We start from the raw sequence: 24112 nt of genomic DNA on the forward strand, positions 1-24112 counted from the left end.
GGGGCTGTCGCGTCTAGACCCCCCGTTTTTTGAACCGCTGGATTCATGAGGAACTCGTCGAACACCACGAGTGGCTTGCCCTGGCCCGCTCGGCAAATTCAGCACGAATTGGAGACTGTCGCTAGGAGGACCCCTCGGATAAATGCGCCGGCCTGGGGCGCCGGGGGCTCAGGTGCGTTCGATGCCGTCGAACGTCTGGAGGACCTCGCCCGCGTGGGTGGTGGGATCGTAGGGTGGGCTGCCGATGCCCTTCGTGGTGGGGTCAGTTGTCACTGCGGCCCACAGCTCGTCGATGCGTCCCGAGGCGAGAGTGAGCAGGGCGTCGCGGACGAAGGTGTCGCGGATGGTCTGCTCCTCGCTGGCGCCTGGGCGTTCCTGGCCGACGATGCCGTACATCTCCGTGCCATGCACGGCGTGCGCTCCCTTGGCGGGGCCGATGGCGAGTAGGTGTGCGCTTCCACCGGCTGCGGCGTGCGCGAGTGCTCCGCGGGCGGCGGGGAGGGTGAAGAAGTAGTCGGTGAAGAGGGCTCCGCGAACTTCGACCGGAGCGCGATCGTCGACGTCGTACGCGGCGATGATTTTCCGCGCGCGGCTCCGTGGGATGCGGTTCTTGGTGGCGAGTTCGGTGACGAGGTTCTCGATGCTGCCGGGGTCGAAGTCGTCGCTTTTGTTGATGACCCACCAGTCCGCTTCGTTTGTGGCGCTGCTGAAGAGGACGTCGACGTCGCGGTGCTTACCGGTCTCGAGGACCCGCAGCGGCGGTCCAGTGAGCACGGCACCGGGCTGGGTGTGGTCATCGACGATGCCGATGGTGGTGTTGTCGACGCCGTGACGGTCCCCGATGTCGCGGGGGCTGACCTTGATCAGTGTTTCAGCGAGGAGTTTTCCGTCCAGGGTCAGTAGTTGCTCGGGGTCGTCTTCGATACCGAGTTCGGTGAGGAACGTGAGCGCGAGCTCTTCTGCCCACCAAGCGGGCACGATGCGTGAGGCTCCGCCGGAGAACGCGGCCAGGTGATGATAGAGTCCGTCGGCTGTAGGGGCGGCGAGGAGACCGATGGTCGAGTACGCGCCGCCGCTGTGGCCGGTGACCGTGACATTGTTCGGGTCTCCGCCGAACTGGGCGATGTTCTTCCTTACCCATTGCAACGCGGTGATGATGTCCTGCAGGCCGAGGTTCGTGGCTTCCTTGAGTGCGCCACCGTAGTGGGAGAGGGAGAGCCATCCAAACGGGCCGAGCCGGTAGTTCGGGGACACTCCGATCGCCCGTCCGGTGGAGGCGAGACCAGAGGCGTTGGAGGTGGTCTGTGTATTGGCACCCATTTCGAACCCGCCGCCGTAGATGTAGACGATCACGGGGAGGGGCTTGGCGTTAACGTCTTCAGGCGCCCAGACGTTGAGGTTGAGGCAGTCCTCGCTGAATCCGTTGTCGGCTTCGAGCCAGCTCGTGTCCCCGGGGTGGAGTGGTGCGGGACCTTTCTGGTCGTACGGCAACTCGGGGTTGAACGGCAGGACGGTGGGGCGGCGGAACCGTTTGGCAGTGGCGTAGGGGATTCCGAGCCAGGTGCGGACGGCGTTCGTGGGTGCACTATCGGTCATAAGGTGGTTTCCTTCCGAGGATGAATTAGCCGGCGTCGAATTCGGGAGTGGGGCCGCTGGTGTCGCCGTTCCTGAGCTGGGCCCAGTGGCGCAGCCGTTCGGTGATGGCGCGCTCGTACCCAAGTGTGGTGGGTTCATAGAATGTCTCCCGGGGCAGGCCGTCGGGGAAGTAGTTTGCGCCAGAGAAACCGGTCTCGGTGTCGGGGTCGTATTGGTAGCCGTCGCCGTAGCCGAGGTCCTTCATCAGTCGGGTCGGGGCGTTGAGGATGTGTGCAGGGGGCATGAGTGATCCGGTGCGTTTCGCGGCGGCGTGCGCCTTGTTGAATCCGCGGTATACGCCGATCGATTTCGGTGCGGTTGCGAGGTAGATGACGGCTTGGGCGATGGCGAGTTCTCCCTCGGGTGAACCGAGGCGGTCGTAGACATCCCAGGCTGCGAGGGCCTGTTGGACGGCGTTCGGGTCGGCCATGCCGATGTCTTCGGTGGCGAATCGGGTGATGCGGCGGGCGATGAACAGGGGGTCTTCGCCGCCGTCGAGCATCCGTGCCAACCAGTACAGGGCTGCGTCCGGGTCGGAACCGCGCATCGATTTGTGGAGGGCAGAGATGAGGTTGTAGTGGCCTTCCTGCGCTTTGTCGTACAGCGGTGCCCGTTTCTGCACGGCCGCGGCGAGGGCGGCCGGGTTCACGGGTGCGGGCAGGGCTTGCACCTGCTCAATCATGTTCAGCAAGTACCGGCCGTCACCGTCGGCCATCGCCGTCAGCGCCTCGCGAGCCGCATCAGTAAGCGGAAGCGGTCGACCGATGAGTGCTTCGACACGGGTGATGAGGGCGCCCAGCGCGGCGTCGTCGAGGCGCTTCAGAACAAAAACCTGGCATCGGGACAACAGCGCGCCGTTGAGTTCAAAGCTTGGGTTCTCCGTGGTCGCGCCGACAAGGACGACGGTGCCGTCTTCGACGTAGGGCAGGAACGAGTCTTGCTGGGCGCGGTCGAAGCGGTGGATCTCGTCGACGAACAGCAGGGTACCTTGACCGACCTCGCGCCGGCGCTGCGCCTGCTGAAAGACTTTACGAAGGTCCGCGACGCCGGAGAAAGTGGCGGAAAGTTGTTCGAACGCAAGGTTGGTCTGTACGGCAAGGAGCCTTGCGATCGAGGTCTTCCCGCACCCGGGTGGTCCCCACAGCACCATCGATACAAGTCTCTGAGCGTCGACCATGCGCCCGATCGGCGCGTCAGCCCCGAGAACATGGTCCTGCCCGAGGACCTCGTGCAGGGTGCGCGGCCGGAGCCGATCAGCCAGCGGCCGCGAGGAGTCGTCCACCTCGAATAACGACGGCGTCTCACTCACGACTGCTGCTTCCGGTAGGAGTTGTCGGCGAGGTCATAGGAATCGCATACCAAGTCTCCGATCAGCTTGGTCGTGATCCCGGCGCCGGGGCCGATAGAGATCCAATGCTGCTTGCTAAAATAGCGGCCAGTGGTGATCGTGTCGAAGTCGCGGCGGAGCGCGTCCCCGCGGTGGGGCTCGGCTTTCACAGTGATGATCTGCAGGTTCGGATCGTCGTCGGTCACGATGAGGAAAACCTTCTCATGCACCTTCCACACTTCCAGGTGCGGAGTGAACGGGCGTCCATTGGTGACGTTCTCGAGCGATACAGCGGTATCGCGGGCCTGCTGCTGTAACTGCTCTCCCGAAAGGGTCACAGGCCCCTCCGGTCGCTGAAGATCTCGGGATCGACGGGGCGTTTCGCGCGAGGAAGATTCTCGACCACCAGCAGGTAGGACTCGGTGACGAGGTCCTCGACGAGAGCCTTGTGCAGGTCCCCTCCTGGATTCAAGGTGATCCAGTGCTTCTTGTTCATGTGGTATCCCGGGGTGATGTCCTTCTGGTGCTCGCGGAGAGTTTTGCTGTCTTCCGGGTCGGCCTTGATGATCACGATTGGTTCCTCTGTGATGTCGGTGATCAGCATGAAGACCTTGCCGCGGACTTTGAACACCTCCCAGTCGGGCCCAAAGGGGTACCCGAGTTCAGTGCCCGGGAGCTCATCGACGCGGTTCCGGGCATGCTGCTGCAGCATGTCATCTCTCATGGTCACCTCCTGAGGTCTCTGCGTAAGTAAGGCTATCGCAATGTGCGTACCATCGTACATACTTAACCTGGCATCAAAGACAAACATGGAAGAGAAGACCTTGCGAAAGGGCAAGCCGAACGACCCCCAGCGCCGGGCCAAGATCCTCCAGGCTGCACTGGAAGTCATCGCTGTGCAAGGCGTGCACGCGGCGTCCTATCGACGTATCGCCGCGCAGGCCGGCGTGCCGCTTGGGTCGACGACGTACTACTTCGCGGATCTGGAAACGTTGATCGTCAGCGCGTTCGAGACCCTCCGAGATGAAATTGAACCGCGATACGCGGCACCACTGCGCAACGCCCGCACCGAAACTGACGTCGTTGACGCGCTCGTGGCCGCCACGTGCGGCTCAACGGCCCCGACACTCGACGACATCCGGTTGTATGAGGAGATGCACCTCTACGGGGCACGCAGTCCGCGCGTTGCCGACCTCCTCCGTGATTTTCAGAAGGAGTCTCTCGTGGTCCTCCGCCGCTCCTTATCGGACGGAGCAGCCCGAGCTGTCGACGCACTCATGTGGGGGTGGTGGAGCTACCGCGCCCTCCACGATGACAATCCACTCGATGAGGGCACGGTACGCAGCGCCTACCAAGCCCTCATGACCATCGCTGTCACCGAACAAGCACCACAGAAAGAGCATCCCCCTGCCTGACATCAAAGCGGCGAATTCCGGGCCGCCGACTGTCAAGCGATGGTTGTCGTGACCGGCCGCATCACACCCCGAACCTGCACCGCCTTGCACTCCCACATACTCGGCCTGTACTTCCGTGTCACCCAAGGAGTAGGCCGATTCGGTACCCGGGACGGAAGCGCCATCTTTGTCCGCCTCGGCGAGATGATCAACACCCCACCCGGTGAGGAGCACTGGCACGCCGCCGCCACCGGCTGCTTCATGGAACACATCGCCATGCTCCAAAACTTTGAAGACCCGTCCATGACCACCCCGTGGGCCGAGCACATCACAGTCAACGACTACAACGGCCGCCAGGTAAACCAAACGACTGATCAGGGTTTATCGCTGCCCAGTGTGTAGCCGTGCACCAAAGTCCGTGGTGCCCGGAATCGAAGTATCACCGTTTGGGCTGCCAATTATGTCAGTGCCGTAGCGGGGACGGCGAGTTCAATCGGTCGTCGCACCGCCCCATTTATTGTGAGGTGTAGTGCATGCATTCGAAGACGCAACGTATTGCCAAGGAAGCCCGGTTCTGGGTGCTGATGGCCCAGGGCTCGACGTTGATTGCGGCGTGCAACGTTTTAGGAGTGGATCGACGAACCGGGCGCCGTTGGCGTCAAGCAACCGGCGGGCGGATCCCGCGGAAGAAACCTGAGCCCTCGGGCCGGTACCTGTCGTTGGATGAGCGACTGCGGATCGCCGACCTTCACCTGTCCGGCTCCAACGCACGGTCAATCGCGGTGCAGATGAACCGCTCCGCCTCGACGACCAGCAGGGAGCTACGCCGCAACGGCCCTGCGAGGGGCGTGCGGAGCCGTGGGACGTATGCGCCGCATGCGGCACAAAAGAAAGCCGAGTTGCGCGGGTGCCGGCCCAAGGGCAGCAAGTTCGACGACGTGGAACTGTCCGACCTGATGCAGGCCAAGCTGTGCGTGAAGTGGAGTCCCAGGCAGATCAGCGACCATCTCACCGCAAGGTTCCCGGACCGGGCCCAGATGCGAGTAAGTCCCGAAACGATCTACTAGGCGCTGTATGTGCAGGGACGCGGACATTTGCATGCCGACCTGCACCAACACCTGAGGACCAGCCGCGCAATCAGGCGACCGAGACGCTCCGCCGGAAACCGGCCCGGCAAAATCCCGGACATGGTCCTGATCAGCGAACGACCCGCCGAGGTCGATGACCGGGCTGTGCCGGGGCACTGGGAGGGGACTTGGTGCTGGGGTCGAACTGCCGCTCGGCGATCGCCAAGTTGGTGGAACGGCAAAGCAGATACACGCTGCTGGTCCACCTGCCCAACGACCACGGCGCCATCGCCGTCCGGGAGGGGTTGGTGAAGACCATCAACGCCCGCCGGAGCACCTGCGCAAGTCGCTGACCTGGGACCAGGGTACCGAACTGGCCCAGCACCGGCAGATCACCCTGGCAACGAAAATGGACATCTACTTCTGCGAACCGCATTCGCCTTGGCAGCGCGGAACCAACGAGAATACCAACGGGCTCTTGCGCCAGTACTTTCCCAAGGGCACGGATTTGTCCGTACATTCACCGAAGCGGCTGCTGGAAGTCGCCACCGAGCTCAACGACCGGCCCCGCAAGGTCCTGGGTGGAATCACCCCCGCACAAGCCATGGAACGGCTACTATCGGAACCAGTGAAACCCCCTGGTGCGACGACCGCCTGAATTCGCAGTTCCCTTACGGAGAAACGGGAAACGTAGCCTCAAGGAATCTACGGCATGATCCGGCGACTGGCCGCCGGCCGGCTTATGGAACGGTTTGCCCACGCCAATACGGGACGACGCTGGCCAGGGCACCACTGAATCGATTCTTTGAGGTCGCACTAAACGGAAATCGAAGACCTCAAAGCGAAGCTGCGGTCTTCGATTTCACGTCAGAAATCGTTCAGTAAATCGCAGTTACTGATGGAGATTGAGGCCCTTTTGCAAGCGAATGCGTCTTATCGTGTAGATGATTGCGATGACGCTGAGTATCAACATCAGCGCGCTACTAATGGTTAGGGCCGTGTTTGCGTGGAGGATCAGTTCTATCACCGAAATGATTGCCAGTAGCGACCACACAACGAGTAGAAATTTCACAGAGTTCCTTTCCCACGGACACAGTCTGAGTATGCGCCACCTTCAACAACGACGACAAGACGAAACGTGATCAACCCAGCAAGAGCCTCGCAGCCCTGCAGAGGGGATACAACGGCTCATGAGTCATGCCCACCACCTGTGGACTGGTTCTTTTACACCCAAGGCACCTTTCCCGTAAGAGGTTCCAGTTGAGAGATCCCGTAAGAGGTTCCTGTTGAGAGACGGTCCACGTCTCAAGCCCTTGCATGACGGTTCTGCAACGTCCATCGACACACTGCATGCTATTGATTAACTGCCTCAGCGCTTTCCTAGCTGGCGATAGATCCATGGAATCCCTACTGGAATGCCCTCAGCACAGACCGGTGTCCTGCCAACAAACGGAGCACAGTGCACATAGAATCTCGGGCAAGCGCGTTAACTGCCAATGACAGATGTTCAATTGTGGGCCCGCCGCCAAAGAATGAAGTACTTGATACCCAATCCCAAAAACAGAATCCCGAAAATGAGCCCTAGAATATGGACTTTACCTTCAGAAATAAAAATGAAGACGACGAGAACCAAGAAAACGGTGGCAAGAGTAGCAGAACCAAATCCTAGAAAAGCGAAAAAGTGTGGATCCCTTCTACCGTACTGCGGTTCGGTCAGGCCAAGGAAGTCGGTGAACCGACGTCCACGCCCCACCGGTTTCTCATCTGACATAAGAAGAACACTACGTAACGTGCATGGACCTGTCTATGCACTACTGATGCTCTCAGGGCCTCACAAAGTGACCCGTGCAAGGTTTGATCCGATCGCCGGGGTCAGAACAGATCATGGCGGCCATGGTGTCGGCAAAGTGGCCAAACGATTGATCCTCTCTTGGGGCTCTCCCGCGAAGGCATGTCCCGCATGCCGGTGGTGCGTGGATCGAACGGCGCCGCAGGCCGGCACGAGCGCAGGGTGTTGCGGCGCGCTGGTTGCCGGCCCGGGCTTTCAGGGGGCCGTCGTTGCCGGGACGGAGGCGAGTTTCGCCGTGATGGCCTGGGCTTCCTTTTGGATTGTCGCGCCGTAACCACCGCTGAGCGCGGTTGACTTGATCAGGGCCGCGTCCGCGTCGCGGGATGCAGCCGGAGCCGCTTCAAGGGTCGACAAGTCGGTCTTCAGTTGCGTCGGCAGCTTGGCGAACGCGGCCGGCCGGTGGATGAGGGCAAACGCCACCACATGGGCTCTGTCGCCGTACCCGGTCTTCGCCTGGATGTCGATACGCAACTCCTTGCGGAGCAGATGCACCTCCGGGCTTTTGGCGTGATTCTTAGCAGCGGTCTTTAGACCCTGTGTACCGGCCGTGGCGTGCGCTCCGGCGGCCGGCGCTGACGTGCTGGCCGTTGGCGAGGGTCCGGACGCAAAAGCAGCCGTCCCCCCGAAGATTCCGGCTCCAAGGAGCAGGGCACCGGCGGCCCCGGCTGCCGTGCGCTTGCGCCACCGCCTCCCGGGCGCCGCAGCAGAGGCCGGCGTGGTGTGGTCAATGTTCATGATTACTCCCTAGTAAATTGCGGAGATTGCTGTGTCTCGCACTGCGCTTCGGTGGGTGGTGATTTCAGTGTGGCGGACGGGTATCCGTTCCACGTATAAGGAATGTAAGGGCCAGGTAAAGAATGCGCGGCGTAGCCCCCACACCAGTCTGCACAAGGGTTCAATGGAACCATGGAACAAGGCACCGACCCGGCACCCCCACAGACCCGCGGCCTCGTCTTGATAGTGGAGGACGACGGCGCAATCGCCGACGTCCAGCGCCTGTACCTGCGCCGGGCAGGCTTTGGCATCCACATCGAGGCAAGCGGAGAAGCGGGACTGGCAGTGATCCGCAGCCAGCGGCCGGTGGCCATCGTACTGGACATCGGCCTGCCGGGAATGGACGGGATCGAATTCTGCCGCCTGCTGCGCGCCCAGGACGACTGGACCCCCATCATCTTTGTCACCGCACGAGACGAGGAAGTGGATAAGATACTGGGTTTGGAGCTAGGCGCCGATGACTACATGACCAAGCCATTTTCTCCTCGCGAGCTGGTTACCCGAGTCAAGACGGTGCTCCGCCGCGGCCCGGCACGCAGGGGCAGCGGGGTGCTTCGTGTCGGATCCGTGACTCTAGACCCGGGCAACCGCACCGTCGACGCGGACGGTCTGCCGGTGGAACTGACTGCCCGGGAATTCGATGTCCTGGCCTACCTGTTGGCCACCCCCGGCCACGTCTACAGCCGCGAACAGCTCCTCTCCGCGGTCTGGGGGCAGGCCAGCTACACGCCCGGGCGGACCGTTGACGTCCAGATCGCCGCACTCCGGTCCAAACTGGGCGCCGCCAGCCCGATCCAAACCCTGCGCGGCGTCGGCTACACAGCCCGCAGCCTGCCGGACAGAGACGGCGAGCATGGAAGATAACGGCCGCGCACGCCCAGTCCCCCTAACCGCAGACCGCCCCTCCACCCCGAGGGCGTGGTTTCACTCGGTGGGCGGGGCATCACGCTGGTGACGGCCGCCGTCGCCATTCTGGCCGTACTGGTCACCGGCCTCGTTGCCTTTCCGCTCATCCGGGCCGCTACCGTAGACTCGGCACGGCAGCAGCTTGCCAGGCAAGCGGATGCCTACGCGGCGGCCCCCGCGGCCTCGCGCGCCCTTGATGTCAGGGAGCGCTCCGTGCTGGGGCCGCAAACATACAAGCTCTCCACCATCACCGCTTCCGGAACCGTCACGGGACCCGCGCAGCACCTCCTGGCACCGGCAGAGATCGGGCAGGTGCTCACCGGGCAGAACCTCTCCCGGACACTGTCCACCAATGGCGGGGAGCTACTGCTGGAGGCCCGTGCGCTTAAACGAGGCGGCGGCATTGTGTTGACCCGATCCCTTCAGGACATCAACGCAGAGTCAGCCCAATTACTAACACGAACCCTTCTGGCCCTCGGCATCGGGCTACTGATTGCAGTCCTGGCCGGCACCCTGCTGGCCCGGCGGCTCTCCCGGCCCCTGGTGCGGACCGCAGCTGTCGCGCGCCGGATCGCTGCTGGTGAGCGAACAGTAGAGCTGGCGCCCTCCGGGATGACGGAGGTGCGGGCGATCGGCGAGGCAATCACCACCTTGGACCAAGCCCTTATAGCCAGCGAGGACCGCCAGCACGAATTCCTGCTCTCTATCACCCACGAGATCCGCACGCCGCTGACGGCGGTGCGCGGCTACGCAGAAGCCATGGTGGACGGACTCGTCCTGCCGGAAGACGTGGCACGCGTGGGGCAGGTCCTGGCCGCCGAAACAGACCGGCTGGACGGGTTTGTCCGCGATCTGCTGGCGCTAGCCCGCCTGGAGGCCGAGGATTTCGCCTTGGAAGTTGGGCCCGTGAATGTTGAGGGAATTCTAAAACAGGTGCAGGAAGCCTGGCACGGTGCCGCCGCCCAAGCCGGCGTGCCGCTTCAACTCCGCCTGCCAGCAAATGGCGAAGTCGTTGCTGTCACCACGGACGGACAGCGTTTGCGGCAGATCATCGACGCCCTGGTGGGTAATGCGCTGCGGGTGACGCCGGCAGGAAAACCCCTGGTAATTGAAGTCAGACTGGAGTATTCGGCGGCAGCCCCGGCAGGCCTGCCCGACGTCGTCGCGGTTGACGTGCGGGACAACGGCCCCGGACTGACCGCCCAGGACGCGGCCGTGGCGTTCGAACGAGGAGTGCTTCACCGCCGCTATGCTGGCCAGCGGCCGGTGGGCAGCGGGCTCGGTCTCTCCATCGCCGCCCGATTGGCACAACGGCTCGGAGTGCAGCTCTCGGTAGAGCCGACAGTCTCCACCGACGACGGCGCGTGCTTTTGCATCCGACTACCGCGCAGCCCCCAGGAACAATGAACCGCCAGCAGCACAAGTCATGCTACCTGCGGACGCGCACCCAGTGAGCGGCCGGTGATGGACCCGGAGAGCGACCGGTACACCGCAAAGATGCTGAAACTGGCACGAACAGTGATACCCACTGTTTGGCTATGGCTATTGTGGCAAGCCCCCCCCTTGCATCAGTGAGGGCAACACACCCCGGATGCGTATTTTGTTCGCGAGGACGACGCGGCACCCGGTGGAGATTTCAGACACATAGTCGCCGGCAGTCCAGGGCACAAGCCATTCCCAATACCCGTCCCACAGGTGGCTCGGTGTCCGGTACACAGGATTCGCCATTCTGGAATGATCATCGCCCAACTCATCGTGGGCACTTCAGAGCCATCCGGGCTAGGATGCCTTCCACAGGTGGCATTGCAATTACTCGCCGCAGATCCGAGGAATCGGGGCAAATACATTGATCTGGATTCAGGCAGCGATCGTTTTTTGCGGCATCGTGCTGGCCATAGCGAGCGAGTCTTGGCTTGGGCGGATTGCAGGCATTCTCCTGTCAGTGTCAGGAATTATCGGGTTGCTGCTTACTTTGAAGAGACGAAAATCAGAGCCATAGCCGATTGGAAGCTGCCTGAAGCTCTCTAGCGAGACGTCTGAATACAGCTAGTCTGCCGGAATGGCTGCGATTCCGGTGCATAGGGTATCTGGCATCCTTCAACTTCCCGCAAACCGTTCCTGTTGAGAGACGGTCCACTTCTCAAGCGCTTGAATGACGGTTCTCTAGTCTCCGTCTGACCGTCGTTTGCGTTCACGAGCGGCGGCCCTACCTAGCGGTATTGTCACCAACAACAGCAGGAGTACCGGAACCCCCATTGTGATGAATGGACTGAGGCGGAGAGATATCGCTATTAGCCCACCTATGAATATGGACGCCATGCCCCCAATCCAGACGATTCGGGTGTAACGCTTCGCCGCGGGCCCCACGTTGCGCGCTTCCATGGGTCAACTCTAGTGACGGAATTGGAAGTACGATGATTTGAACCTCAGACATAACTGCCCACAGAGGGTTCCCGTGTGGGGCAGCCCGGTCTACGGGACACCTCGGAAAGGGACTGCCCGGTTTTGCCTGTTTGGGAATCATGGGAGCCAATTTCATTGGTCGAGCGGCACCGCGTGTGCAACGAGGATGCCCATCACCGCTATCTTTGAGAGGCTCGACTCATGAACGCACTCAGGGACCTCCGCGGATACGCCATCCGGTCGGCGCTCAATGAGACCGTCGGCGCAGACGTGTTGATTGATACTGCCGTGCGCGCACTCTTGGAAGGCGTAGACTCGCCGTCCCTCCCCCTCCTGGCCGGGCTCTCGCGCAGAGAGGAAGGCGAAGCGCAAGAACTCTTCCGCGCGGTCACCACTGAATTGGATCTCGCTCCCCCATCGCCCATCGACTCACAGAGTACGCGTTGGCGCTTGGTCCGTTGGCTGTGCGAGGCCATCGTCGATGGAAGTGCCCAGCCAGAAGTCGCCGGAAAGTTCATCTGGGACCGCTGGGACGAGCTGGGCTATCCGAAATCACTCCAACCCCTTGTTGGCCGGGTCAGCGAATGGGACGACTGGCACCCCTCATGGGATGTAGAACGCGAACACTTTCAGGGGCTTATCGTCGATGAAGCCAAGACCCTCCTCAGCGGGACGTGGCCACCTAGCTAGAGGAACCGCCCAGAAATCTGAACTGGGTCCAAAGCATCGGCATAATAGCCTCTTCCTCGCCCCAGTCGAGGTTCCTCTGTGGGACGATCTGTCACTGACTTTACTCGCTTGTGTCTCCGAGGCTCTGTGTATCGATGTCCGACCGGTCTACGGCAGGTGCACAGGGCGGCGCATCTCGTTGAGGGTGAGGATGCTACGTGCGGGCAGTTTAGTTGAGTTCGCGGAGTTCGGCTGTCATGTTGCCGCCGGTGTTGCCTGTGTTTACTGTTCCTACCGGTTCTATGAGCAGTGCATGTACTTCCCCCTTCGCTTTCGGGCAGTGTTCAATGCCTTTGGGTACGACGTAGATATCGTTCGGTCCGAGGGTGATGTCGCGGTCTCGGAGCTGGATGGTGAGCTCGCCTGCGAGGACCAAGAACAGTTCGTCTGTTTCTGGGTGGCTGTGCCAGACGAATTCGCCTTGGATCTTTACGACTTTCACGTCGTAGTCGTTGATGTTGGTGAGCCGGTGTGGTTGCCAGTGTTCTGTGATGCTGGCAAGTGCTGCGGTGATATTGCGGACATCCTCGGTCATGATGGTGTTCCATTCTGATGGTGAGTGACTCCGTCGCGGAGGGCGACGAGGTGGGTGCGACTTAGTTCGGAGGCAGCGCCTGCATCTCGGGTTGCGATTGCCTCGACGATTGCCTGGTGGGTGAATTGGTCGTGTTCGGTGCCTGGTTCGTTGTTGAGCTTGAGCATCAGGATCATCGCATCGCGGCTCCGTGCGGCGAAGGTATCGAAGAGTTCGGTGAGAACTTCGTTATGGCTTGCAACAACGATGCTTCGGTGCAACGCGGTGTCGGAGTCCACCCTGACCTCGATCGTGATGCGGTCGGCATCACGAAGCTTGAGTGCCGCGCGAATGGCGAGCATGTCCTCGTGCGTATGGCGTTCAGCGGCTAGCGCTGCTGCTTCGCATTCGATGGCGATGCGTGCCTCAAGGATGGACGTGATGTTCGTCCGGGTCACCAGCGCGTCCCAGTCCTCAGCCGGGTTGACTGCGTGCAGGAACACACCAGCACCTTGGCGGGTCAGCAGAACACCTTGTCCGCATAGCTGACGGATCGCCTCCCTTACCGTTGAGCGGCCCACACCAAGCTGTGGGCCTAACGTCGTCTCTCCTGGCAATTTCTGCCCAACCTCCCACTCTCCCGCTTGAATTCGTTCGAGGAGGAGACGTGCTACCTGGTCGGAAAGTGATTCACGATGAACTGAACTCATATCCATAAACAAAGCATACTCCTCAGCTTGTCTGAGGAGTTGTGTTATCGTTTCGGGATGATCTTCTCCGACTCTCCTCTGTCCACGCCGGCAGGTCCGGTTCCTAGCTCTTCGCCGCACTGGAATCGGCAGCGCCATTCCCAGATGCCCTCGTCCCGGTATGAAGATCTCTTCGCACGGGTGGAGGTGCCCATTCTCGGCCGCGAGTGGCCAACCCGGCGCCTGACGGAAGCCCCGCTCTGGGTCCCCGTCGACCTCCGCGATGGGAATCAGGCATTGGCCGAGCCGATGGACCCGAGCAGGAAGCGGGTCTTCTTCGAGCTCATGGTTTCGATGGGGTACAAGGAAATCGAAGTCGGGTACCCGTCCGCGTCGCAGACAGACTATGACTTCGTGCGGCTGATCGCCGAGAGTGACATCGCACCCGAAGACGTCACTATCGTAGTGTTCACCCCTGCACGTCGTGACCTCATCGAACGCACGGTGGAATCGATCCGGGGCATCCGCAACCAAGTGGTCATCCACATGTACACGCCGACAGCCCCACTCTGGCGGGATGTCGTGCTCGGCCATGATCGTCCATCGTTGCGGGAACTGATCCTCGGCGGCGGTCGTGACGTGCTTGACTTCGCTGGCGACCTCGACGGCGTGCGATTCGAGTTCTCGCCAGAAGTCTTCAACCTCACCGAACCCGACTACGCCCTCGAACTCTGCAACGCCATCACAGGCCTCTGGGATGCCTCCCCTGATCGCCCCGTGATCCTCAACCTCCCAGCGACTGTCGAGGCAGCGACTCCGAACGTGTATGCGGACCAGATCGAGTACATGCACCGGAACCTCGACAGGCGTTCCGCGGTAATCCTTTCAGTTCATCCCCACAACGACCGCGGCACTGGCATCGCGTGCGCCGAACTCGCCGTCCTCGCTGGCGCTCAACGGGTGGAGGGCTGCATCTTCGGCAACGGCGAGCGAACAGGCAACGTCGACATGGCGACCCTGGCCCTGAACCTCCATGCGCAAGGCATTGACCCGATGATCGATTTTTCCGACATTGACCACATCCGCCGCGTCGTCGAGCACAGCAACCGCATCGAGGTCCACCCTCGGCACCCCTACGTCGGAGACCTGGTCCACACCGCGTTCTCGGGCACCCACCAGGATGCGATCAAGAAAGGCTTCGCCGAACATCGCTCCCGCGCAGAAGCAACAGGCATTTCCGCTGATCAACTCCCGTGGCGGGTACCTTACCTCCCCATCGACCCCGGAGATCTTGGCCGCAGCTACGAGGCCGTCATCAGGGTAAACTCCCAATCGGGCAAGGGCGGCATCGCCTACCTGCTCGAGCGGGACTACGGCATCGAAATGCCACGTCGGCTCCAAATCGACTTCTCCCGTCACGTTCAGCAGCACGCCGACGACACCGGCCTTGAACTCAACGCCGCGCAGTTACTCAGGGTCTTCGAACGCAGCTACCTCACCGCGAATGCCCCGGCGATCGAGCTACTCGAACTTGAAATCACTACGACCGGCGGCACGACTCGGACCGCGCTCCGGGTCGAGATCGATGGCACCGAACATGCGGCCACATTCAGCGACGTCGGGCTGGTGGAAGCGACGACACTCCTGCTCAGCACCGGCGGCATGCCTATCGAGATCGTGTCACTGCACCAGACATCGCTCGCTGCCGGCAACGACAGTGATGCTCTCACCCTCCTCGAATATCAGCACGGGTCCGAGACGAACTGGGCCGCGGGGCGCCATCGCTCAGTGCTAGACGCCACCGTCCTCGCCGTGCTCAACGCCGCGGCAACAGGGAAAGATCGGGAGCGGTCCGGCGGGAGTGGCACCAATCTGCCAGCCAGCCCTGGGCCGGCCAATATCTATTAGAGAGAATGACATAGGAGAATTTCTGAAGGCGTCTGCACAGCTCTCCAGTCCACGACTAATTTAGGTGCAACTACTACTCGGGTGTCATGCACACCCACGCGACATTGGCTACATCTATACTTTGGACATGTTTGTCCTCGAGCCTTCGCAAGAACCACGCGGCATCGTTCTCTTCGGACCAGGCGCGGGAGGCGAGCCAAGGCGATATAGAGGATTGCTCGATGGATTTCTCGATGCCGGGTTTGTGGTGCTTGCCCCCAGGCACGAACGATTCGATCCGCGCACTGTAACCACGCAGCAACTTCAAGAACGTGTGGTCGGCCTGAAGACAATGCTTTCGGACTATGGAGACGATCATCTTCCGGTAGTCGCCGCTGGTCATTCGGTCGGAGGCTGGGCAGCGCTGTGTCTCGCTGGCGGGCAACCGTGGACTCGAGACGGCCAAGCGATCGCGGTCACGACAGAGGAACGAGTGTCACGATTGGTATTGTATGCACCGACCGTGGGATGGTTCCGAGCGCCAGACGCACTAGCGCAAGTTCACCAACCGATCATCGTCCACTCCGGAGCGAATGACGCCATCACTCCTGCTGCGACGGCCGAGTTGTTGCGGACGGCGCCCGCCTCGGTGAGTTTCCGGGTTCATGAGAATGTCGGACACTACGATTTCATGACGGAACTTCCGCCGGGCATTGCACCAACGACCGGGCTAGACCACCGGGTATTCCTTAGCGAGCTGGTCGAATCTGCCGCTTCTGATCTAGCGAGCTAAGGAATCCTGCCCAGATCGCGCGTTAGACGTTCCCCAATGGGACCGGCTTACGGTACGCGCAAGCGGAGTGCACACTTCTTTGGTACCCAATTCAGTTGCTTTCGAAAAATGAGAAAGTCAGAAGTCCAAACCTTTAGAGTCCGTTACCGGCCTGTATGGCTAGAGACGCCCCCTACGGTACGGTCACAACTACTTTGCCGGTGTGGCTTCCTTTTTCCAGATACGCGTATGCGTCTGAAATCTGGTCGAAAGGGAATGTCCGATCAACGGTCGGATTGAGCGCACCAGAGGCAATGCCGTCGTTGATGAATGCGACAGCCTTGGCGAGGCGATCATCGTCACCGACAACCTCCACCATGTCGAACCCGCGGATCGTAAGTCTCTTCTGTAGGAGCGAGAGCACCGGCAGCTCGGTTGGTTCGCCGCTCAGTGCCCCATAGATCACAATCGTTGCGTACTGCGCGGTCGAGGCCGCGAGGGCCCCCAACAGCGCTCCGCCCACCGGATCAAAGATCACATTCACCCCCTCGGGGGCGACTTCCTGCAATCGTTCCGTGACTTCTTCTTCCTCCGTCGCGATGACGTCTGCGGCCCCGGCTTGAAGCAGCAGGTCGCGCTTTGCAGAGGTACGGGACAAGGCGACAGGACGCGCCCCCACCATGTTTGCGATCTGGATCGCGGCCAGGCCGACACTGCTCGAAGCCGCCGGGATGACAACAACGTCCCCGGCCCGCAGCCCGGCAACATCGATCAAGCCACCATAGGCGGTCGAGTAAGCCATCCACAGGGCCGCTGCACCTTCCCAAGACAGCTCCGCCGGATGTTTTACAACGGCACGGGCAGGGGCGATAACCAGCTCTCCGTGGAGGTTGTAATCCGGCACGGGAAACGCGGGGGCCACACTCACGGCATCGCCCACAGCGAGCCCAGTCACGCCCTGGCCAACCGACTCGATAAGCCCGGCGGCTTCAAGACCTTGCCCTTGTGGGAACTTGGGGACGAAGAAGTGGTTGCCGGTGCGGAACATGACGTCGGCCTGATTCAGGCCAAGCGCGCGAGGCTTGATACGCACTTCGCCAGGTCCGGCCTGCGGGACCTCTACATTGTCGATGGTGAGGACTTCGGGTCCTCCGGTGTGGTGGAAGCGGATAACTCTGTTCATGGAACGCCCTCTCGAAAAAACCAGGTGATCGCACCCAGTCTGATTCGTAATGCCGATGGATGTCAAACTTCGATGACCATCGACAGTAGAGACGGGAAGACGTTAAGCTGGACCCTGGCAGAACGATCTTTATTAAATGGAGGGGTATCGGTGTCGCAGTCGAGTGGCCGGGTGCCGGAGCACCCTACGACGGAGGAAATTACGCTGCAACGTGTCCTGGAGGCGTTGGTCGACCCGGTGCGGCGCAGCATCGCCGTCCAGCTCCACCAATCCCAAGGGGATATCCGGTGCGGCGGATTCGACCTGCCGGTGGCCCGTTCGACGGCGACCCATCACTTCAACGTGCTCCGCGACGCTGGGGTCATCCGGCAGTATTACGTCGGAACCTCACGGATGAACGCCCTGCGTAGCGACGATCTCAACGCGCGTTTCCCAGGCCTCCTCATCGCCTGCACCTATGAAACGACGGGCGCGAAACAGCCCAGCTGACCACGCGCACCCAACCTAACGGGAACACTCCAACCGCGGTCACCACTATCAGTCACAAATGCACCACATGCCGCTTCACTCGTCCCGCAGAGGGTTCCCTACCGGACAGCGCCAAAGTCAGGCAAACAAGGTGCCGTAGAATCGGGACGTGAATGAGAAATGGCCCTTGTCGTTGCGAGAAGCAATTGAGTTGGAGAACCCTGGAGCACTCTCCGCATCGCGCAACGCGTTAGTTGACCGCTGGATCTTCCTTCCTCCGGACAAACGAACCGCGCTCAGGCTCGCATTCATTGAATGGTTGTCCTGCAGTGAACCTGACTTCCTGACCGGCTTACCCGACTACAACTACGAAAAATCTCTTTTCCCCGAGCTGTTTGCCTTCCTCACATCGAATGCTGAGATTGACACTACGGTTCGGTTCGTCCTGGGTTGGATGTCTAAGGAGTTCCCATGGTGTTGCGGTTGCGGTCCGACTATCTGGGAGTCTGTTGGCCACAGGCTGTGGTCCGAGTTCGAGGCAAGTGGCGATCTGGACATATCGGAGTTCTCGGACGATAGCGAGTACGGCGTCTACTTCACCCACATCTACACCTCCATCCAGAAGAAGCGACTGCCTGACACCCGCGACTAGAACTGCCCGCTGAAGGTTCCACTGCGCGACGGACTAGCCCTGCTTCCTGATTCAACTACACGTCAGCCGGACGTGGGCGGGCGATCGCTGCCTGTTGCCCCGCCCAGGCCAGTCGACCGCCCCTGCGCAAGCGCCGCCCTTACCCGTGCATGCGCACTGTCCCGGTCCACACCCGCATCCTCCAGTGCCCGATCCAGGCGGTCGCCATGGACACTCAGCACCCCGAACAACAGGTGCTTGATCCCGACGTGATCCGAAGGAAACTCCCGCGAGGCGCGCTGCGCGGCCATGAGGGCGTCTAAAGCCTCGGGGGTGAACGGGAATGATGCTGAGGTGTCCAGCGGACCAGGGGAGGCGAAACGCATTATCGCCTCACGCACGTCATCGGGCCAGACGCCCAGTGCCGTCTGCACCGCGTCCGGTTCAGCGTGCACAAGCCCCAACAGCAAATGCTCGGGACCGATGTACGCGTCATGCATCATCACCCTTGCCTCTTCCTGGGCCAGGACCACCACCCGCACAGCCCTGTCGGTGTGGTTGCCAAACTCCGTCGAACGGCCCATGCCCCTAGGGTAGTCTTCGCGGCGGGCCAGCACCACGGGCGCGCCTCCCGATGCGCGGAAGAGCGCACGTCCCGCAGGAGGTTCGACATACGGCAATCGGACGTACCGCAGCGTCGGCACGCATTCAAATGGTCCCAACGAATTTCGGGGATTCCTGCTCGTGTGAAACTTGTGAGATGGAAGATGAATCAATGGGCGCCTTGCACCATGTAGAGCTGTGGGTGCCGAGTCTTGGACGTGCCAGGGATGAGTGGGGCTGGATTCTGACGAGTTTGGGATACACGATCTATCAGAATTGGGACCGGGGTACTAGCTGGCGGCGAGGTGTCACCTACATCGTTGCGGAGGAGTCGCCGGCGTTGACTAGCGAAGATCATCAGCGAACCGCGGCCGGATTGAATCACCTAGCATTTCATGCCGGAAGTGAACAACACGTTGATGCACTGCTGGAGGAGAGCCAACTCCATGGTTGGCAGCCGCTATTTGCGGAGAAATATCCCTACGCAGGTGGACCCGAAAACTACGCCGCCTACCTGGTGAACTCCGACGGATTCGAAATCGAACTCATCGCCAGCAAGTGACCCGAAACCTTTCCACCGATGTCCCGTAGCCCGTTCGGTAATCGGGCAGGGGCGATCGTGGAAACGACGTCGGAAAACGGCGACTCGGCAATGCAGACCCGTTGTTCCAGGCAGTCCAGTGGCTATCGTCAGCCGACGTCGGCGTAGCGGGCGAAGGCTCCGAGTAGTGCATTGGCACGGCCGATTCGGGCAAAGGCGCGTCCGTTGCGTCCACTGATCGGCAACGGCATCTCCAGCAAGTGACCACTGCCCTTGTGTACTACCTGCATGGTCAGCACAGGGAAGCTCCTTCGGCCGTTGAAGATGACAAAGTGGTCCGGGTGAACGTAAGCGATATCGCCCCACCGTACGGTGACGCGCGGTCTACCGGCGCGTCGAGGCCCCCATAATTCGATTCCTTCTGGTCCAACCGTGACCGCCGGTTGCAGGCCAAGGCGCGGTTGGTCAATGCCAATTGCCTTCAGTACGGCCAGGAGCTCGGGCGTGCGCTGGGTGATGAACGCAGTCGCACCGGGTCGCAGGACTATCGCGGCTGCTTGCTTACCGCGCATGTAGATACTTATGAGCAGGACGATCAGGGCCAGCACCAGTACTACCGCCAGGATTGTGGCACCAACGACGGCGAAGAACGTCAATTTCTCCTCCGTCGCCGCGTCTGCGGTTGCTACGGGCAAAACGACGGCCACGGCAAAAATCACGAGCAGGAATCCAACAAGCCCCCACAACTTCAGCTGTTGCTTTCTCCTGGCGCCGGGGATCTCCACGAATTGCGGTGTGTCCCGCATCGAAGAGCCCGGTACGGCGTGTGTGACTAAGTCATTTGGATCCGGCGTTCGCGTTCGCTTCGACATGTTCATGAGCGTATACGAGCTCACCTGAACTGGGTCTGCCCCGTGCCGCCTGACACGTCGGTGCCGCCATCGACTCGATGGGCGGGCGGTTCATCATGGCGTACACAACCCTGGCAACGACGGCGTCGCGCGCCGGAAAGACCAGCCCGTGCACAACATAGCCGCGACCTATTCCCCTCGCGCGCCTCTTGGGCAGCAACCCGACACCGAACCGGTCAGCCATCGTCTTCTGGGCTCTGAAACCGTCCCGCAGGAGGTTCCTCTGCCGGACGGGCGGACGCTGGCGGTTCACACCCAAATTCCAATGGTTCGGTGCCGCGGAATCCGACCGTCTTGCAGGACTGTTTGTGAATTCAGGACGCGAGTCTGAACCACCACTACTTGAGAGCTTTGCGCAGTGGGCAACTCACCCGATCACACCGGTTTCACCGGCATCATAGCCCCCGGCCCCGCCGATCCCAATCATCTCTTGTGGCCTCTTCCTCATCCCAGAAATGGCCATCATGATGACGAACGTACAAAAGGAAAACCAGGAAGACTACCCCGAGGATCAACGCGGCGAGGACCAGGTAATCCACCGGATCCCAAACAGACCCCATGCCCAGACGAATGACGAGTACTACTAGCTGAAGCCCCGTCCAAATCGACCACAGGACAAATTGAAAGCGAAAGCCACCCCGGGTCATCTTGGGTTGTAATCTTCTGGGCCCCTCAGCCTCGCTCATGCGCTGACGCTACAAGCAGCGTCAGTATTTGGGAAGGGGTCAGGCACACACGAGCTCGCAGTTCCCGATGCTGCCGCCGTTACTCGCTGCATCTGATCCGATTTTGGCATTCACGCGTCCAAAGTGCCGTATTTCGTCCGGTCAAGGTTCCCAATAGGGAATGCGGGCTGCACCGAACACAATCCGCTACGACAACGAGGTGCTCGTTGTCTAAGGCGCCGGTCCCTTGGAAATAACCGGCGGTCCTAGGTAGCCTGTCGGCGAGGTTCTGAGTTAACTTTCATAGGGAATCGGGCCGGCTGCAATGCTGACACTGAGTCCCGTCGGCCCGTAAGTTTTCAGCAGGTAGTCGGTCTGGGCCGCCGTCCCGTTGATGAGCGTGACCAGAACGGTGGCTCCGTCCTCAACAAGTCCTGTGGTGCTGATGATTATTCCCTGCTTAGTGAGGGCAGCCGTGTCGGCACTAAGGCGGGCTTGCAGTGTTTCACCCTCGGCCGCGGATCGCGTAACAGTGATGAAATTGATCGGCGCCCCATTTGCCACAGATAGCGCAGCAGCCCTGTCAGTGACGGTCACAGTCTTGTAGGCGATGAAGATGTCCGCAGACATGGAGTTGTAGTTCAATCGGGTTTGATTGACCGCGTAACCGTCCTTAACAAGGCTGGCTTTAGCCGCTTCGGTATTCTGCAACAGTGCCGCATGTGTACCACCGCCAGCATCTCCTAGCGGAACACCCAAGGCCTGCTGAAACTCTTCTGGTGTTTGTCCCTGCGGGACCGGCTTAGCCCGTTGCGGCACGATGTGAGGAGGCGGAGGAAGATTGGGCGACAGCGACAGTGCTGCCTCGGTGAGTGACGAAGCGGACTGATCCGCACCGCGCGCGGATATACCTTCGGCCTGCACGGGCGGCCCAATGAGAGCTGGGCCCGTCATGCTTCCAAGGATGATGCTGGCAAGAACTATTCGATTGCGCATTGAGATGGCCTCAATTCGATGTCAGGGCACGTGGTGGACACGGCGGGTAGAGAGTGCCGTGAAACAGTCGGTACCACGAAGGGTTATTGGGTCATTGGTTGGAGATCAAGTGTGTGGCACAGTGCCGCGGGTGTCGGTGGCGTTCCCGTGCGTGTTGTGAGCGGGAATACGGCAATGACCCCGTCGGGTTGAAGGCAGACAGCAAACGCAGAATTAGGGGCTTCATCGCCTTGTTTGCTTGCTTCGTACATGTGCTTTGCTTTCGTTTTTTCATAGTTCGGAGTCGTCCCGCAGCTGGTGATGGCCGCAGAATTGCTCAGTGGGTTATGCCCGTCCGGTAGGGGCACAGTTGAATACTCGGACGTCGTGGATTCTCCGATGTAGCAGCGAATGGTGGCTAGCGACTGCTGGTGCGTTGCCGGAAGAATGAATGCACCAACGGTGACGCCCAGGGTCAGGACCGTAGCGCCGGCCAACAGGGACACTTTGCGTCGGCGGGCGTTGCGGACCCGGCGGGAAATGCCTGTCTGGGTTGCGTCCCACATGCGGTTCTTGTCGGTTTCTGAAGGCCACGAACCTTTTTCTATGTCTGTCATCGTTCCTCCTTTTATGCCCTCGCGGTGAGAAAGGCTCGAAGTTTTAGTTTCAAGCGAGAGAGCCTGTTGCGAACCACCGACCGGGTGACTCCCAAAGTTTCGGCCGCACCGTCATAGCTGAACCCTTCGACCAGACAGAGCCGGAAAATCTCTGCATCGATTGTCGACATCTTAGAAATCTCGTGGTCCATGCTCCGGATCAAGGCTGCATCAACGGCTCGGTCCTCCAGTGATTTCTCACCGTTAGCAAGGTGCAGGACGCTGTCGAGTGGAATGTGTCGACGCCGGGCCTCCTTCTTTTGTATGTTCCGGCACTGCAGCCGACAGACCGTTGCAAGCCACGGCATCAGCGAAGTGTCGGCGAGCACCACCTCGTTGGACCTCTGCCAGAACACGATAAACGTTGCTTGCACAGCGTCCTCGCTGAATTCTCTCGACCCGAGGAAACGTAAGGCAGCCAGTGCCACGGCATCAACATGGCGGTCATAGATGGATCGAAATGCCTGCTGGTCGCCGGTTTGAACGAGAGTCAGCAAGTCGACGTCAGGCACCATCTCCGGCCCCATCTGAACTCCTGCACCCTGCGACATATCCCCCTAATTCCTGATCAACGCGTTGTTCCTACGACTACTTATGTCCGCTGAATCGAAATCGTCTCAGAATCTTTAGGACTTTGCCCCATCGCCGCGACAGCGCTCTACGATCGAGGTTGAGTCAGGGGCACGCAGGAGACTGGGACGCGGGCGCTTCCCAGTCTCAGGTGCTTGTAGGGCTAAAGCCGAAGCTGTTGCTCCTGAAGGTGCCGCGCTGCTTCGCTAGTTGTCCAACTGACTGTTTCTCCAGGCAATATTTTGCTGACTCCGACGCCAGGAATTCCCCAATTCACAACCAAATACTCAGCGTGTTGGGACCCACAGACAGACATTAGATGTTGGCTTTGGACGGCTCCTACTTCTCCGATTCTTTGCGTAGACCCATCAGGGAGAACGATAGAAGACCCTTGCAGATTGCAGCCTGGTTCTCCAAGGTCGGACAATCGTTCGGCCTCGAACACTTCTGGCGGACATTGAGGAAGGTCTACATAACCCACTGGAATTCTCACACCTCCGGGCGAACACGAGCAAAGAAGCAGGCTTGCAAGTGCAAGGACGGCCACAGCTGAAGCGGTTCGCATGCCCCAATGCTAGCAACCGGCAACCTCGCGATGTTTCCAATGTCGACGGGCAGTCAATCTTGCGGAGCCTGCATAGAAACGGGCTCACCCAGGTCGACGGACTCGAACCGTCCCAACGTAGTGAGGTCAATCGCTGTGATGGGACCAAGATGATCACCAGGTTCAGCAAATTGCACTGACCGGAGGCCTCAGCGTCGATGTTCAGGCGAAGGCGAAGCGGGAATCTGGGCACTCGTCGCCAAAAGGGAGTCATATTCTCCTCACGTTGAACCGTCAAAGATTTTCGCCTGCCGCCCCGATCCACTCGAGACAACCTAGAGACGTAAAAATGCCCCGTAAAGGGTTCCCCTTCGGGCGCTGAAACTTTACTCAGTAGCCCGTTGGTTTATGGGCGGGAG

25 protein-coding genes and 1 pseudogene are annotated in these 24112 nt (G+C 60.6%); 10 read left to right on the forward strand and 16 right to left on the reverse strand.

Annotation, left to right across the window (positions count from 1 at the left end; genetic code table 11):
* Positions 1-168 precede the first annotated feature (168 nt).
* Genes AL755_RS13140 through AL755_RS13155 form a run of 4 tightly spaced genes read right to left on the reverse strand, consistent with a single transcriptional unit; the run spans position 169 to position 3686 of the window.
* Positions 169-1596, reverse strand: coding sequence for a carboxylesterase family protein (locus AL755_RS13140; RefSeq protein WP_054011385.1), 1428 nt, complete (start codon positions 1594-1596; stop codon positions 169-171).
* A 25-nt stretch (positions 1597-1621) separates the two neighbouring features.
* Positions 1622-2944 (reverse strand): replication-associated recombination protein A, encoded by a 1323-nt coding sequence (locus tag AL755_RS13145; protein WP_054011386.1) that lies wholly within the window; start codon positions 2942-2944, stop codon positions 1622-1624.
* Positions 2941-3300 (reverse strand): MmcQ/YjbR family DNA-binding protein, encoded by a 360-nt coding sequence (locus AL755_RS13150; RefSeq protein WP_054011387.1) that lies wholly within the window; start codon positions 3298-3300, stop codon positions 2941-2943. The genes AL755_RS13145 and AL755_RS13150 overlap by 4 nt, the downstream gene beginning before the upstream one ends.
* The gene (locus AL755_RS13155; RefSeq protein ID WP_054013056.1) at positions 3297-3686 is read right to left on the reverse strand and encodes an MmcQ/YjbR family DNA-binding protein; all 390 of its coding nucleotides are present in this window, start codon (positions 3684-3686) and stop codon (positions 3297-3299) included. Before AL755_RS13155 ends, AL755_RS13150 begins: the two co-directional genes overlap by 4 nt.
* An 85-nt stretch (positions 3687-3771) precedes the next feature.
* Here AL755_RS13155 and AL755_RS22900 point away from each other — a divergent pair, with 85 nt between their 5' ends.
* The 3 genes and pseudogenes from AL755_RS22900 to AL755_RS24625 all read left to right on the forward strand — a co-directional run bounded on the left by AL755_RS22900 (position 3772) and on the right by AL755_RS24625 (position 6081).
* Positions 3772-4377: a TetR/AcrR family transcriptional regulator gene (locus tag AL755_RS22900; RefSeq protein ID WP_054011388.1), complete on the forward strand. Its 606-nt coding sequence runs from the start codon at positions 3772-3774 to the stop codon at positions 4375-4377.
* A 48-nt stretch (positions 4378-4425) separates the two neighbouring features.
* A complete protein-coding gene (locus tag AL755_RS22905; RefSeq protein ID WP_160318901.1) occupies positions 4426-4758 on the forward strand; it encodes a cupin domain-containing protein in 333 nt (110 codons plus the stop codon).
* A 131-nt stretch (positions 4759-4889) separates the two neighbouring features.
* Positions 4890-6081: pseudogene (locus tag AL755_RS24625) on the forward strand (IS30 family transposase).
* Between the two features lie 849 nt (positions 6082-6930).
* Here the strand turns inward: AL755_RS24625 and AL755_RS13180 are convergent.
* A complete protein-coding gene (locus AL755_RS13180) occupies positions 6931-7194 on the reverse strand; it encodes a hypothetical protein (protein WP_150117106.1) in 264 nt (87 codons plus the stop codon).
* Positions 7195-7467: 273 nt separating this feature from the next.
* On the reverse strand, positions 7468-8007 hold the full coding sequence (locus AL755_RS23235) for a hypothetical protein (RefSeq protein WP_150117107.1): 540 nt from the start codon (positions 8005-8007) through the stop codon (positions 7468-7470).
* Positions 8008-8178: 171 nt separating this feature from the next.
* Here AL755_RS23235 and AL755_RS13190 point away from each other — a divergent pair, with 171 nt between their 5' ends.
* The 3 genes from AL755_RS13190 to AL755_RS13200 all read left to right on the forward strand — a co-directional run bounded on the left by AL755_RS13190 (position 8179) and on the right by AL755_RS13200 (position 12045).
* Positions 8179-8910, forward strand: a complete 732-nt coding sequence (locus tag AL755_RS13190; protein ID WP_054011393.1) for a response regulator transcription factor — start codon at positions 8179-8181, stop codon at positions 8908-8910.
* A gap of 54 nt (positions 8911-8964) precedes the next feature.
* Positions 8965-10359 carry a sensor histidine kinase gene (locus tag AL755_RS13195; RefSeq protein ID WP_054011394.1) on the forward strand — a complete coding sequence of 465 codons (1395 nt, stop codon included), beginning with the start codon at positions 8965-8967 and terminating at the stop codon, positions 10357-10359.
* Positions 10360-11556: 1197 nt separating this feature from the next.
* Positions 11557-12045: a hypothetical protein gene (locus AL755_RS13200; RefSeq protein ID WP_054011395.1), complete on the forward strand. Its 489-nt coding sequence runs from the start codon at positions 11557-11559 to the stop codon at positions 12043-12045.
* Between the two features lie 208 nt (positions 12046-12253).
* On the opposite strand, the gene AL755_RS13205 is transcribed toward AL755_RS13200, so the two are convergent.
* Together AL755_RS13205 and AL755_RS13210 are read right to left on the reverse strand one after the other, a co-directional pair.
* Entirely contained in the window at positions 12254-12619 is a 366-nt protein-coding gene (locus AL755_RS13205; RefSeq protein WP_054011396.1) for a cupin domain-containing protein, read from the reverse strand.
* Positions 12616-13314, reverse strand: coding sequence for a FadR/GntR family transcriptional regulator (locus AL755_RS13210; RefSeq protein ID WP_054013057.1), 699 nt, complete (start codon positions 13312-13314; stop codon positions 12616-12618). Before AL755_RS13210 ends, AL755_RS13205 begins: the two co-directional genes overlap by 4 nt.
* Before the next feature lie 51 nt (positions 13315-13365).
* Here AL755_RS13210 and AL755_RS13215 point away from each other — a divergent pair, with 51 nt between their 5' ends.
* Positions 13366-15195, forward strand: coding sequence for a 2-isopropylmalate synthase (locus AL755_RS13215; RefSeq protein ID WP_054011397.1), 1830 nt, complete (start codon positions 13366-13368; stop codon positions 15193-15195).
* Between the two features lie 73 nt (positions 15196-15268).
* Here AL755_RS13215 and AL755_RS13220 read toward each other — a convergent pair whose 3' ends face one another.
* A complete protein-coding gene (locus tag AL755_RS13220; protein WP_150117108.1) occupies positions 15269-15577 on the reverse strand; it encodes a hypothetical protein in 309 nt (102 codons plus the stop codon).
* A 562-nt stretch (positions 15578-16139) separates the two neighbouring features.
* Complete coding sequence (locus tag AL755_RS13225; protein WP_054011399.1) at positions 16140-17129, reverse strand: zinc-dependent alcohol dehydrogenase family protein; 990 nt, start codon at positions 17127-17129, stop codon at positions 16140-16142.
* Positions 17130-17201: 72 nt separating this feature from the next.
* Between AL755_RS13225 and AL755_RS13230 the strand changes: the two genes are divergently transcribed.
* Complete coding sequence (locus AL755_RS13230; protein WP_237762477.1) at positions 17202-17618, forward strand: ArsR/SmtB family transcription factor; 417 nt, start codon at positions 17202-17204, stop codon at positions 17616-17618.
* A gap of 148 nt (positions 17619-17766) precedes the next feature.
* On the forward strand, positions 17767-18249 hold the full coding sequence (locus tag AL755_RS13235; RefSeq protein ID WP_150117109.1) for a hypothetical protein: 483 nt from the start codon (positions 17767-17769) through the stop codon (positions 18247-18249).
* A gap of 62 nt (positions 18250-18311) precedes the next feature.
* On the opposite strand, the gene AL755_RS24630 is transcribed toward AL755_RS13235, so the two are convergent.
* Positions 18312-18812 carry a Clp protease N-terminal domain-containing protein gene (locus AL755_RS24630; protein ID WP_150117110.1) on the reverse strand — a complete coding sequence of 167 codons (501 nt, stop codon included), beginning with the start codon at positions 18810-18812 and terminating at the stop codon, positions 18312-18314.
* Between the two features lie 176 nt (positions 18813-18988).
* Here AL755_RS24630 and AL755_RS13245 point away from each other — a divergent pair, with 176 nt between their 5' ends.
* Entirely contained in the window at positions 18989-19393 is a 405-nt protein-coding gene (locus tag AL755_RS13245) for a VOC family protein (RefSeq protein WP_054011403.1), read from the forward strand.
* A 128-nt stretch (positions 19394-19521) separates the two neighbouring features.
* Here the strand turns inward: AL755_RS13245 and AL755_RS13250 are convergent, their stop codons facing one another.
* The 5 genes from AL755_RS13250 to AL755_RS13270 all read right to left on the reverse strand — a co-directional run bounded on the left by AL755_RS13250 (position 19522) and on the right by AL755_RS13270 (position 23130).
* Complete coding sequence (locus AL755_RS13250) at positions 19522-20250, reverse strand: hypothetical protein (protein ID WP_150117111.1); 729 nt, start codon at positions 20248-20250, stop codon at positions 19522-19524.
* A gap of 428 nt (positions 20251-20678) precedes the next feature.
* Entirely contained in the window at positions 20679-20969 is a 291-nt protein-coding gene (locus AL755_RS13260) for a hypothetical protein (protein WP_054011406.1), read from the reverse strand.
* A 273-nt stretch (positions 20970-21242) separates the two neighbouring features.
* Positions 21243-21944, reverse strand: coding sequence for a hypothetical protein (locus tag AL755_RS23240; RefSeq protein WP_160318902.1), 702 nt, complete (start codon positions 21942-21944; stop codon positions 21243-21245).
* An 83-nt stretch (positions 21945-22027) separates the two neighbouring features.
* On the reverse strand, positions 22028-22540 hold the full coding sequence (locus AL755_RS23245; protein ID WP_150117113.1) for a hypothetical protein: 513 nt from the start codon (positions 22538-22540) through the stop codon (positions 22028-22030).
* Positions 22541-22551: 11 nt separating this feature from the next.
* Complete coding sequence (locus tag AL755_RS13270) at positions 22552-23130, reverse strand: RNA polymerase sigma factor (RefSeq protein WP_054011408.1); 579 nt, start codon at positions 23128-23130, stop codon at positions 22552-22554.
* Positions 23131-24112: the final 982 nt, after the last annotated feature.

Source organism: Arthrobacter sp. ERGS1:01 (genome assembly GCF_001281315.1).
Classification (GTDB): domain Bacteria; phylum Actinomycetota; class Actinomycetes; order Actinomycetales; family Micrococcaceae; genus Specibacter.

Coding starts and splice junctions, on each gene's coding strand:
- AL755_RS13140 (WP_054011385.1), bottom strand. CDS start 1,596: ATGACCGATAGTGCACCCACGAACGCCGTCCGCACCTGGCTCGGAATC.
- AL755_RS13155 (WP_054013056.1), bottom strand. CDS start 3,686: ATGAGAGATGACATGCTGCAGCAGCATGCCCGGAACCGCGTCGATGAG.
- AL755_RS22900 (WP_054011388.1), top strand. CDS start 3,772: ATGGAAGAGAAGACCTTGCGAAAGGGCAAGCCGAACGACCCCCAGCGC.
- AL755_RS13180 (WP_150117106.1), bottom strand. CDS start 7,194: ATGTCAGATGAGAAACCGGTGGGGCGTGGACGTCGGTTCACCGACTTC.
- AL755_RS23235 (WP_150117107.1), bottom strand. CDS start 8,007: ATGAACATTGACCACACCACGCCGGCCTCTGCTGCGGCGCCCGGGAGG.
- AL755_RS13190 (WP_054011393.1), top strand. CDS start 8,179: ATGGAACAAGGCACCGACCCGGCACCCCCACAGACCCGCGGCCTCGTC.
- AL755_RS13200 (WP_054011395.1), top strand. CDS start 11,557: ATGAACGCACTCAGGGACCTCCGCGGATACGCCATCCGGTCGGCGCTC.
- AL755_RS13205 (WP_054011396.1), bottom strand. CDS start 12,619: ATGACCGAGGATGTCCGCAATATCACCGCAGCACTTGCCAGCATCACA.
- AL755_RS13210 (WP_054013057.1), bottom strand. CDS start 13,314: ATGGATATGAGTTCAGTTCATCGTGAATCACTTTCCGACCAGGTAGCA.
- AL755_RS13215 (WP_054011397.1), top strand. CDS start 13,366: ATGATCTTCTCCGACTCTCCTCTGTCCACGCCGGCAGGTCCGGTTCCT.
- AL755_RS13220 (WP_150117108.1), bottom strand. CDS start 15,577: ATGACCAGCGGCGACTACCGGAAGATGATCGTCTCCATAGTCCGAAAG.
- AL755_RS13225 (WP_054011399.1), bottom strand. CDS start 17,129: ATGAACAGAGTTATCCGCTTCCACCACACCGGAGGACCCGAAGTCCTC.
- AL755_RS13230 (WP_237762477.1), top strand. CDS start 17,202: ATGACCATCGACAGTAGAGACGGGAAGACGTTAAGCTGGACCCTGGCA.
- AL755_RS24630 (WP_150117110.1), bottom strand. CDS start 18,812: ATGGGCCGTTCGACGGAGTTTGGCAACCACACCGACAGGGCTGTGCGG.
- AL755_RS13245 (WP_054011403.1), top strand. CDS start 18,989: ATGGAAGATGAATCAATGGGCGCCTTGCACCATGTAGAGCTGTGGGTG.
- AL755_RS13250 (WP_150117111.1), bottom strand. CDS start 20,250: ATGAACATGTCGAAGCGAACGCGAACGCCGGATCCAAATGACTTAGTC.
- AL755_RS13260 (WP_054011406.1), bottom strand. CDS start 20,969: ATGAGCGAGGCTGAGGGGCCCAGAAGATTACAACCCAAGATGACCCGG.
- AL755_RS23240 (WP_160318902.1), bottom strand. CDS start 21,944: ATGCGCAATCGAATAGTTCTTGCCAGCATCATCCTTGGAAGCATGACG.
- AL755_RS23245 (WP_150117113.1), bottom strand. CDS start 22,540: ATGACAGACATAGAAAAAGGTTCGTGGCCTTCAGAAACCGACAAGAAC.
- AL755_RS13270 (WP_054011408.1), bottom strand. CDS start 23,130: ATGTCGCAGGGTGCAGGAGTTCAGATGGGGCCGGAGATGGTGCCTGAC.